The 10,936-nt window shown below is 52.1% G+C and carries 10 protein-coding genes; 5 read left to right on the top strand and 5 right to left on the bottom strand.

The window, feature by feature from the left end; all coding sequences use genetic code 11:
• A partial coding sequence (locus tag BLU70_RS10005; protein WP_276326110.1) for a group II intron maturase-specific domain-containing protein occupies positions 1-268 on the top strand: 268 nt, incomplete at its 5' end.
• Positions 269-374: 106 nt separating this feature from the next.
• Here BLU70_RS10005 and yicI read toward each other — a convergent pair.
• The 5 genes from yicI to BLU70_RS09980 all read right to left on the bottom strand — a co-directional run bounded on the left by yicI (position 375) and on the right by BLU70_RS09980 (position 7,046).
• Positions 375-2,696: an alpha-xylosidase gene (gene yicI, locus BLU70_RS10000; protein WP_074693364.1), complete on the bottom strand. Its 2,322-nt coding sequence runs from the start codon at positions 2,694-2,696 to the stop codon at positions 375-377.
• 21 nt (positions 2,697-2,717) lie between these two features.
• Entirely contained in the window at positions 2,718-3,542 is an 825-nt protein-coding gene (locus BLU70_RS09995; RefSeq protein ID WP_074693363.1) for a carbohydrate ABC transporter permease, read from the bottom strand.
• Entirely contained in the window at positions 3,542-4,372 is an 831-nt protein-coding gene (locus BLU70_RS09990; protein ID WP_074693375.1) for a carbohydrate ABC transporter permease, read from the bottom strand. The genes BLU70_RS09995 and BLU70_RS09990 overlap by 1 nt, the downstream gene beginning before the upstream one ends.
• Positions 4,373-4,460: 88 nt before the next feature.
• Positions 4,461-5,753, bottom strand: coding sequence for an ABC transporter substrate-binding protein (locus BLU70_RS09985; protein ID WP_074693362.1), 1,293 nt, complete (start codon positions 5,751-5,753; stop codon positions 4,461-4,463).
• A gap of 270 nt (positions 5,754-6,023) precedes the next feature.
• Complete coding sequence (locus BLU70_RS09980) at positions 6,024-7,046, bottom strand: LacI family DNA-binding transcriptional regulator (protein ID WP_074693361.1); 1,023 nt, start codon at positions 7,044-7,046, stop codon at positions 6,024-6,026.
• Positions 7,047-7,232: 186 nt separating this feature from the next.
• Here BLU70_RS09980 and BLU70_RS09975 point away from each other — a divergent pair, with 186 nt between their 5' ends.
• The 4 genes from BLU70_RS09975 to BLU70_RS14885 all read left to right on the top strand — a co-directional run bounded on the left by BLU70_RS09975 (position 7,233) and on the right by BLU70_RS14885 (position 10,836).
• Positions 7,233-8,096: a fumarylacetoacetate hydrolase family protein gene (locus tag BLU70_RS09975; protein ID WP_074693360.1), complete on the top strand. Its 864-nt coding sequence runs from the start codon at positions 7,233-7,235 to the stop codon at positions 8,094-8,096.
• A 93-nt stretch (positions 8,097-8,189) separates the two neighbouring features.
• On the top strand, positions 8,190-9,317 hold the full coding sequence (gene proB, locus BLU70_RS09970) for a glutamate 5-kinase (RefSeq protein WP_074693359.1): 1,128 nt from the start codon (positions 8,190-8,192) through the stop codon (positions 9,315-9,317).
• Positions 9,314-10,612, top strand: a complete 1,299-nt coding sequence (locus tag BLU70_RS09965; RefSeq protein WP_083341243.1) for a glutamate-5-semialdehyde dehydrogenase — start codon at positions 9,314-9,316, stop codon at positions 10,610-10,612. Before proB ends, BLU70_RS09965 begins: the two co-directional genes overlap by 4 nt.
• An 89-nt stretch (positions 10,613-10,701) precedes the next feature.
• Complete coding sequence (locus tag BLU70_RS14885; RefSeq protein WP_272942619.1) at positions 10,702-10,836, top strand: hypothetical protein; 135 nt, start codon at positions 10,702-10,704, stop codon at positions 10,834-10,836.
• Positions 10,837-10,936 lie beyond the last annotated feature (100 nt).

Raw genomic sequence — 10,936 nt, 5'->3', positions numbered from 1 at the left:
GAAGGGACACTGCAATAGGTTCGATGAGTGGATTCGCCGTCGGTTACGAATGTGTATCTGGAAACAGTGGAAACGGGCGCGAACGCGACTTCGTGAGCTGCGCGCGCTCGGACAACCGGACTGGATAGCATTTATGATGGCAAACTCGCGACGAGGATATTGGGAAATGGCGAGAAACTTGAACAACGCTATGAACAAGACCTACTTTGAACAACTTGGTTTGAGGAGTTTACAGGAGAGATACTTGAAACTTCGTAGTGCTTTGTGAACCGCCGTATGCGGACCCGCTTGTACGGTGGTGTGAGAGGTCGGGGGCTAGGCGCCCCCTCCTACTCGATTCGCTACCATTCGGCATATACCGTCAAGTTGTCCGTTCAAACCTGTAGTCGAATGGTCACACTGTGCGATGGATGGCCGGGCGTAACCCGTAGCCCAAGTTCCGTTTGTTCCACGGTTCCACCGTCCACTGTTGCCACTTGTGCACAACCGCCGCGCAAACAAGCGGTCCACGGCTTTGCAAGGCCGTCTGGCACCAGCTCGGTCACGCCTCCACGACGCTCTACGGTTAGCGATCCTGCAGTGTCGCCAGCGGCTCCATACAATGTGAAGTTCGCCACAGCATCTTCTTCCACTTGGAACACGTGAAATTCGACGCCATCTGCAAACTCGTAATCAGGGCGATCCACTCGTGACCCGAAGGGCAAGATCGAGTTTTCCCGCACAAATAGCGGCAGGCTAAAATAATCATACCGCTCACGTCGCCACGATCCGCCCACAACCACTTCGCCAGTCAAAAGATGTGTCCATGTTCCGTGTGGAAGGTAATACGAAACGAAGCCGTCCTCCTGAAACACGGGTGCCACCATCAGCGATGGGCCGAGCATGTATTGCCGGTCCAGGTAGTCACATGCGGGATCGTCCGGAAATTCAAGCAACATGGCGCGCATCACGGGAATGCCTGTGCGAGCCGCTTCTTTGGCGGCCGCGTATAGGTATGGCATCAAGCGATACTTGAGCTCTGTGAAATGGCGCAGGACGTCAACGGCCTCCTCGTCGTAAATCCATGGCACCCGGTACGAAGCATTGCCGTGCAGTCGACTGTGGCTAGAGAGCAGGCCGAACGCTGTCCAGCGCTTATATAAATCCGGCGTCGATGTCTCCTCGAATCCACCGATGTCGTGGCTCCAAAAGCCGAAACCCGAAAGCGTGAGCGACAGCCCGCCGCGCAGACTTTCGGCCATCGACTCATAGGTCGCGCTGCAGTCGCCGCCCCAGTGCACGGGAAATTGCTGACCACCCGCCGTGGCGGATCGTGAGAAGACGACGGCATCGTGCTCCCCAACGTGTTGTTTAAGCGTGTTAAAGACCACCTGATTGTACAAATGCGTGTAGTAGTTATGCATCTTCAGCGGGTCCGATCCGTCGTAGTAAACGACATCTGTCGGAATGCGCTCGCCGAAGTCTGTTTTGAAACAATCGACGCCCATGTCGATGAGCCGCTTCAACTTGTTTGCGAACCAAGCGCACGCCGCAGGGTTAGTGAAGTCGACGATGCCCATGCCCGCTTGCCAAAGGTCCCACTGCCAGATGTCGCCGTTCGGCCGTTTCAGCAAGTAGCCAAGCGTAGCTGCCTCGTCGAACAACGGAGACTTTTGTGCGATGTACGGGTTGATCCAGACGCAGATGTTTAAACCCTTTGCCTTCAGTCGCGAGAGCATCCCCTCGGGATCTGGAAAGACCCGACGATCCCATTCGAAATTGCACCATTCAAATTCCTTCATCCAGAAGCAGTCAAAGTGAAACACGCGCAACGGAATCTTGCGTTCCGCCATCCCATCGACGAACTGATTGACCGTCTGCTCATCGTAATTGGTGGTGAATGAGGTGGTGAGCCACAGGCCGAACGACCAAGCGGGGGGCAGGGCAGGCTTGCCTGTGAGCGATGTATAACGTTCAAGCACCTGTTTGGGCGTCGGCCCGTTGACGATGAAGTAATCCAACGATTCGCCTTCGACACTAAACTGCACGCGCGAGACAACCTCGGATCCGACTTCGTAGGAAACCAGCTCGGGATGATTGACAAATACGCCATATCCGCGATTGGTTAAGTAGAAAGGCACGTTTTTATATGCCTGTTCCGAATTTGTGCCACCGTCGCGGTTCCATATGTCCACCGTCTGTCCGTTTTTCACAAACGAGGTGAAACGCTCACCCAAACCATACACGCACTCGCCTACCGACAAGCCCAACTGTTCCCGCATGTGCGCAACGCCGTTGTCGATCACGTACGCCAAGCCCTTGTTGCCGCTTTGGGTAAGGAGGCCGCGATCATTTATAAATGACATCGACCATGGATTACGCTGTACCCGCACTTTAAGAGTACCGCTAGTCATCTCGATGGTATCTTCTGTCTCGGCAATCTGAACCGGGCATGGTTCTTCGTGAAGCTGAAATGCCGGCCCTGGATCTCCTTTTCCTTTAAAATGCTGTACCTGCACGCGGATGATATCTTGCATCGGCGAAGATAAGCGGATGGTCAATAAGGGCCCATCCAAAGTGGCTCCGCGGTGGTGAATGGGCTTACATGGTGCGTACAGCGTTACCGCGTTCTGTTCGATCACGGCGTCATGAACGAGTGCAGGGCTGTGCACAGAAACCCCTTTTCGATTGAGCCAGTTGCCGTCGCTGAATTTCATGGTGGTCACTCCTTGTCATGGTTACTTGATGGCGCCCTTGGTGACGTTATTCACAATCCACTTTTGGAAGAATATATAAAGTATAACCATCGGTAGTAGTGCCAAAAGGTATGAAGCGAAAGCCAGTGAATAGTTGGTGCTATATTGCGATTGAAATGCGTACTGTACAAGAGGTAGTGTATATTGATTTGGATTCGATAGCATGACGAGTGGTAATAAAAAGTCGTTCCAAGCCCACAGTCCTGTCAGGATAGCAACTGTTGCATTCATGGGTGCCATGAGTGGAAAGACTACCCTCCAGAAGATGCGCCACCGATTCGCGCCGTCAACGAGGGCGGCCTCCTCTAGCTCCATCGGAATCGATTTCAAATAGCCGACATATAGGAAAACGTTTTGTGAGATTCCATAAACAATATACAGGATAATCAGACCAACCCGATCCGCCAAACCCAGATGACTCATCTGACGAACTAGTGGCAGCATGAGAATGGGAAATGGCACGAACATAGCAGCAAAGAAATAGTTGTAGAGATAGCGATAAAATCGCTTATGCATATTACGGGCGATAGCGTATGCGACCATAGAGTGCGTGAGCACTGTCAGAATGACCGCGAAACACGTGATGAACAGGCTGTTCAAGAAGGTATGAAAGTAGTGTGTGACGGCCATCGCTTGCTGGAAGTTACCCCAATGAATTTGTGCCGGAAAGCCCAGCACGGACTGTGCCAGTTCTTCAGGATTCTTCACTGAAACCATGATAGCCATATATATGGGAAAGAGAATGCATAGTGATCCAACAATTAGAAATGCCATGGCGATCCAATTTGTTTTCGTTCTTCTGAGCATTAAAACTGCACCTCCCGTCCCCTTGTTAGTCGGACTTGAATCAAAGCGACGCAAACCAGAATAACTAGGAAAACCACAGCATTGGCAGATTGATACGCCAGTTCGCCACCACCAAAGCCATTCGTATAGATAACGAAGGTGTTGGATTGTGTTGCGGTTCCTGGACCTCCATTGGTCATGCCGACGACCTGGTCGAAGACCTGTAGGTAGCTCTTTGCAGCCAGCACCATGTTTATTGTGAAGAAGGGTAGAATCAACGGAAATGTGATTTGCCAAAATGTCACCCAGGCAGATGCGCCGTCAATATTTGATGCTTCATAGACGTCCTCAGGAATAGTTTGCAAACCGGCCAAATAAAGCAATGTATTAAACGAGGCGCCTTGCCAAACTGACACAATTACGATTCCAACCCAAGCCCACTGCGTACCTAAAATATTTTGGGCAAGGAATGGTAAGTGCAACGCTTGTGCAATACTAGGGATAAGGTTTGAAAATAGAAAATTAAAGATAAAGGAAACTATAAGGGTGCTCAACACATATGGTAAGAAGAACACTGCGCGAAATGTACGAGACAGTTTTATTTTGGAGTTCAAAGCAAGAGCAACCGACAGGCTCACAATGTTTACGAGTATGGTTGTTACGATTGCGAACTCGAACGTAAACACGTATGCGTGGCGAACTTGTTTATCGTGTAAAAGATCGATGTAGTTTTGCAGACCAATGAAGTGGTATGGACCGAAGCCATTCCAATTAGTAAAACTTAGGAAAATGCCGTGCAGAGCAGGCCACGTATGGAAATAAAAGAATAGAACGGCCATTGGTACAGTCATAAGAATAAACGCAAACGAGTTGCGTAGTGATTTCAAGAAAGATCACCTCCTGAACAATGGCAAGCGACCGGAGTCGCTTGCCAACAAGTTACTGATGAGCGGCAGCGGATTGATAGAGACTGTCAAGTTGCTGTAAAAGCTGCGGTGTAGATTGGTTTTTCGACAGAGCACCCTGAAGTACCGATTCATATTGGTTGCCTGCTGCCATGGCCGCAGGGTAGTAGTGGTCATCAAAGTCGACAACCCGTCCACTTGTAATGTACGGTTGTAGAGGCGTAAGCGCGGGGTCAGTATTTTTGACACCGCTAACTGTTGAGAAGAGACCCGCGATCGTAGCATACTGTCCAGCATTCTTTTGTTGGAGCAGGAAATCAATGAATTTCATAGCGGCGTTTTCCTTCGTCGCGTTTCCAGAGTTAGCTACGGCGAGAAGTGAATCGACACCAGATACCATCTTTATTTGACTGGGGTTGTTCGTGGCTGGTACGACAAAGGTGCCTAGTTGGATCTTGGGATTGTCAGATCGAAGCACGGGTATTGTCCAAATCCCTTGGGCGTAAAAGACAGATTTTCCATTGGCAAAAGCAGCATTGGCGTCGTTATAGTCAACACCAAACTGGTTCGGCTGACCAAGTGCTACAAATTGTCGAAGTTGATTAGCTGCTGTCACATCGCTTTTGGAGAAAGTCGTTTTACCGGACGCCAAGTTCTTTAGGAAGTTTGAGCCCTCTGTGTTGGTGGACAAAGCGTTCCAAATGGGGGCGATTGTCCATGCGTCTTTAAAACCATTGTAAAATGGTGTGCCACCTTCTTGTTTGATCTTTTCTGCCTCGGACATAAGCTGGTTCCACGTCTTAGGGACAGACAAGTGATATTTGTCAAAGAGTTCTACGTTATAGATGATTGGAACCGCATTCACCGTATAGGGAATTGCATAAGGTGTCGTTTTGCCTACTTCCTCTTCAAGCATCTTCACGTAAGCTTGCGACACTTTCTGTAGTTCAGGGGCACCGGACAGATCTTTGAAAACGCCATTCTTAGCCATTTGTATAAAAGTGGCGTCTGCACCCATCGCGACGACGTCTGGTACTTGACCTTTGGCTAGGTCGGCTTGAAGCGTAGTGTCGGTATTTGGGGGATTAATTTGTTTAACCTGGATATTAGGGTTTTGTTGCTCAAACTTCTTAATCAGAGTGTTCCACTCATTTACAACTTCCGGCTTGTTCTGCAGGAATTCCAGTGTCACCTTTTGTCCATTTCCCCCACTCCCACCCTCGGAGGTTCCATTGGTTGAAGTCGAATTGCTTGATGAGCCGCAACCGGTTGCAAGCAAGAGAGTCGCAACCACAGTAGCGGATGTAAAGCCAAGGTAGCGTTTCATGTTCTTCCTCCTTAGTTTCAACGATATAAATCATAAAATGATATACGTATGTCAAAATAACTTGAAATATCACCACCCTTTTGTAAAGAAGCAACGTTTCAAACTGAAAAGAAATCGATTACAGATGTAAAATTGGGGCTTATGCAGTTATTCTACGAGTCAATCAAGCTGATGTAAATAAAAACATCAAATCTTTTTCGCATCTCCATACGCACACAATGACATACGTATATCAAATTGGGTCAAGCGCGACTGGCGCCCCAGAGAAATTCAGATGTAGAATTCTGCGTTTCGTCGCATCACAATCTCCAACTGAGTAATGTAGGCTGTTTTTTTAATTTCTTCTCCAAGTGCTATGTGTCCAAAAAGCTTCTTAATTGGAAGATAGCCCTGTTGTCTTGGGTTCTGACAAATAACGGCGGTGATGGCACCCCTATTCAAATCCTGAAGTACATCAGGGGTCATATCGTGTCCGATCAACACCTTTCCGCTTGCAAACGGTGACATTGCAAAGCTGTGTACCTCTGCGTTGGACACGTAGATGCCATCGACTGTCGACAAATCGTTCTCCATATTTAGAATGGATAAATTCGGGTCTTCGGGCTCCATTTTTAGTGGGCCAACTAATTTGACTCCTGGGTAATAGGAAAGCTCCTCTCGAAAGCCAATGATCTTTTGCTGGGACTGGAACGAAGTCCATGAGTCAGTAATAAGTGCCACTTTTCCCTGTCCACGCAATAGTTTTGCCATCAGTTCAGCAGCGAGACGTCCAGCGTTGGCGTAATCGCACCCTACATAGAATAAACGTTTGCTACTCGGAGCATCGATGTTGAAGGTGCACACTGGAACTCCTGCGTCGATAGCTCCGTCTATAACGTCAACATACGCCAAGTTGCCTCCAGGCAGAGCTAGACCGTCTATCTTGCCGCTGGTGATCCGGTCTAAAATGATCTTTTGGCTGGATTCGTCAGCGTCTGATACTCGGATCCACTCTACGTGTAGACCGAAGTCACGAAGTTCCACCATGGCATCTTCGACACCACTGGCGATTTGCACCCAGAAATCAGATGGATACTCATGTATCACGACGCCAATGGTTACTTCACGCCCTTTGGAGAGCAGGCTTGCTGACTTGTTTACCGAGTAGTGGAGGTCTTCAGCGGCCTCCATTACACGCCGGTACGTTTCTGGTTTAACACCTCCTCGTCCGTTAAGCACACGATCTACAGTAGAGATCGACAGTCCCAAACGTTCAGCAATTTCCCTTTTTGTAATGCGCTTTCTCTCCGACATTGTCACAAATCCTTTACTTTAGTGTGGGATAGGCTGGCAAGGAGCGCATCAGTGCCTGCCTTTTGTTAAAATTAGTACAGATATCATGATGCACAGTGAGTGCCGAAAAATCTATAGGGGTTTATCTGGCCTAAGGTTAACCGTATTTCGCTTGTTTAAATTTATTCTGAAGGGATGTTGTCGCTTATGAAACTTTGTTCGCTTTACCAAAATGGTAAACCCCGCCTTGGACTTGTGCGTGGAGATGAAGTGATCGACGTCCAAACATCGGCTCAGATGCTCGGTTTGACGATGCCCGAGGATGCCATGGTGCTTATTGCGGGCGGTGAACAGGTGCGCGAGCAACTTCAACACGTGATTGCACAGGGTACTGTCACCTTACCTGTGGACGAAGTCGTCTTTGCGCCACCTGTTACCCATCCAGAAAAAATCATATGCGTCGGTCTCAACTATCGCAAACACGCGGAAGAATCGAATATGCCGATCCCGACTTCGCCCGTATATTTCACCAAATTTGCGAACAGTCTGTCTGGGCATCGGGCAACGGTGACGATTCCGCCAGTTGCCAAGCAATGTGACTATGAGGTTGAACTTGTCGCCGTGATCGGACAGCGCATACGTCAGGTGTCCGTCGAGGACGCCTTAAGGGCAGTGTACGGGTACGCTGTCGGCAACGATCTCAGTGCCCGCGATTTGCAGATGCGCAATAGCCAGTGGCTGTACGGCAAGGCCGTGGATGGGTTTGCACCACTTGGCCCGTATCTGGTGACGGCTGACGAAGTGCCAAATCCGCAGGCTTTGCGCCTGCGTACATGGGTAAACGGGGAGTTGCGCCAGGATTCGACGACGGCCGACATGATTTTCAGCGTTGCAGAAGTGATTGCGGATTTGTCGCAGGTCATGACACTCGAGCCGGGAGACCTCATTTATACAGGTACACCGGAAGGGGTCATTCTCGGTATGGACGACCAGCGCTGGTTAGATGCCGGCGACGAGATTGTCTGTGAAATTGATGGGCTTGGACGGTTATGTACGCGCCTTGCGCGCTAGTTACTCGTTCATGGAAACCTAGCTGACGAGGAACAGCTTGAGAACAGACACTCTGTGGATTCCAGCACTACAAACAAGTTGAGGCGAAGTGCAATGAGTATCGGAGCGAGACGTCGGCAGCGGGCTGTCGTGAAAGTCGGATCGAGTTCCTTGACAGATGGCGCTGGGGTGTTGTCGGTCGCAAAGATGGAACGGTTGGTCAAGCAGATCGCAGAGCTACAAAGAGAAGGGTGTTGGCACATTGTGCTGGTGTCCTCGGGTGCGATTGCCGCGGGGCTTGGCAAGCTAGGCTGGCAGCGCGCCCGTATCTCGATGCCTGAGAAGCAAGCGGCCGCGGCGGTTGGGCAGACGGCGCTTATGGAGGAGTACGAGCGATTGTTTGCGCGAGAGGGTCTGCATGTGGGGCAGTTGCTGCTGACGCGCGCGGACGTCGAAGATCGCAAGCGGTTTGTGCATATTCGGAACACGGTGCAGGCCTTGCTGCGACACGAGATCGTACCCATTATCAACGAAAACGACACGGTGGCGGTCGAGGAAATCCGGTTTGGTGACAACGACTCACTCGCGGGTCTTGCTGCGTTGGTCTCAGAGGCGGATAAACTCGTCTTGCTGACCGACATCGATGGTCTGTACACGGCCAATCCGCGCACACATCCGGAGGCAACGCGCATCGATGAGGTTGTTGAAATCACGGACGAGATCGAACGCCTTGCAGGGGGTGTGGGCAGTGCCGTCGGCACGGGGGGCATGCGTACGAAAATGACCGCTGCCAAGGCGGCGGTACAGGCGGGGGTCGAAGTCGTGATCGCCAGCGCACAGACACCCGATGTGTTGCGCCGCGCCTTGTCCGGCGAGCCTGTGGGGACGCGCTTCTTGCCGGCTGCGCAACCGGTGAGCCTGCGCAAGTCGTGGCTGATGCACGCGCCAAAGCCAGAAGGTGCACTCACCATTGACGCAGGCGCCGTGCACGCGCTGCTTACAGGCGGAGGAAGTCTGCTCGTGCCGGGCATTGTCTCGGTCACAGGTGACTTCCAAGAAGGAGCGGTCATTCTTTTGCAAAGTGTGAAGGGCGATCCGGTGGGCAAGGGCATCACGAGTTTTTCCGCTCGCGATCTCGACGATTTGCTGGCGCGCCGCCGATCCGGTGAGGACTTGCACAACGTGCACGAGGTGGTACACCGCAACGACATGGTGCTCGTGATGGAGGCGAATGCGAGATGACGGAGATTTTCGATGGCGCGATGGAGCTGCAGAACGCAGTCGCCGACGTGCTTCGGCGCGCCCAATCGGCGAAGCGCACGCTGGCCATTGCGCCGACCAAACAGAAAAATGACGCCCTGCGCAAGATGGGGGAAGCCCTATGGGCGGATCGCGCGGCCATCCTTGCTGCGAATGCGGCCGACGTCGCCGCGGCTCGTGAAGCAGGACAACCGGAAGCGCGGATCGACCGACTTGCCCTGGATGAGCGGCGGATTGAGCAGATGGTGGATGGGCTGGAGGCTCTCATCGAGCTACCGGACCCGGTCGGGGAGCAGATGGAGCATTTCGTGCGTCCGAATGGCCTGGATATCCGCAAGCTTCGCGTGCCGATGGGCGTTGTCGCGATGATTTACGAAGCTCGCCCAAACGTCACGGTCGACGCGGCGGGGTTGGCATTGAAGACCGGCAATGTGGCCGTGTTGCGGGGCAGTCGCGAGGCGCTGCAAAGCAACCAGGCGATTGTTCGGGCATTGCATCGGGGGATCGCGACGGCCGGTTTGCCAAGCGATGCCGTGTTGCTTATTGAACGGACGGAGCGCGAAACGGTCGACTTCATCATTCGTGCACGCGGCTTGGTCGATCTCGCCATCCCACGCGGCGGCGAAGGTCTGATTCGGCGCGTCGTCGAAAACGCCACCGTGCCGGTCATTGAAACGGGCGTCGGCAACTGCCATGTGTATGTCGATAAGGAGGCAGACTTTGCCAAGGCCACGCCTATTGTCGTCAACGCGAAGACGCATCGCCCGTCGGTCTGCAACGCCGCCGAAACGCTTTTGGTACATCAGGACGTGGCAAAGGTCTGGCTGCCGCAGGCTGCCAAGGCTCTGCGTGCCAAAGGTGTCGAGTTGCGCGTGTGTGAGCGTGCGTATGCAGTCCTTGCCGAAGCCGGCCTCACGGATGGCGTCGAATATGCAACCGAGGAGGACTGGGCGACTGAGTACCTCGCACTGACGCTCGCCGTCCGCGTGGTGGATTCGTTGAATGACGCGATTGCGCATATTGAGCGCTATGGGACCTTGCATTCGGAAGTGATTGTGACCGAAGACGAGGCAGCGGCTCAACAGTTTTTACGGAGGGTCGACGCGGCGGTGGTGTATCATAACGCATCGTCGCGGTTCACCGATGGCTTTGAGTTTGGGTTTGGTGCCGAGATCGGCATTTCGACGCAAAAAATGCACGCGCGTGGACCGATGGGGCTGCGTGAATTGACGAGTTACAAGTACGTGGTGCACGGAGACGGACAAGTGCGCAAGTAAGTGTGTAAAAGGTCACGGCCCTTGTCGGTTGTGTCGATACAAATGCGGACGTACGATGGACCATTCCTAACCGAAAGGGGAATTGGTTCATGGGTACATTTGGTGGATACACGCGCTGGGCAGTGGTGTTCTTGATTATCTTCGTATTGTTCTTCCTCTTAGTACCGGCTGTCGGTGTCGCTGCAAGCAGCTGTAGCTGTGCAGGCGGTTATGGCATGTATTAAACGGTAAGTCTTGCGTATATCGCATGCAGAAAATGGCGGGCCGCTCGTTCTGGCGGCCCGCCATTTTCATGTCAGCACGTCCATCTTAATTTGCTGCGTG

The sequence above is a fragment of the Alicyclobacillus hesperidum genome (genome assembly GCF_900107035.1).
Classification (GTDB): Bacteria; Bacillota; Bacilli; order Alicyclobacillales; family Alicyclobacillaceae; genus Alicyclobacillus; species Alicyclobacillus hesperidum.
This window is presented reverse-complemented; position numbering and strand designations above follow the sequence as displayed.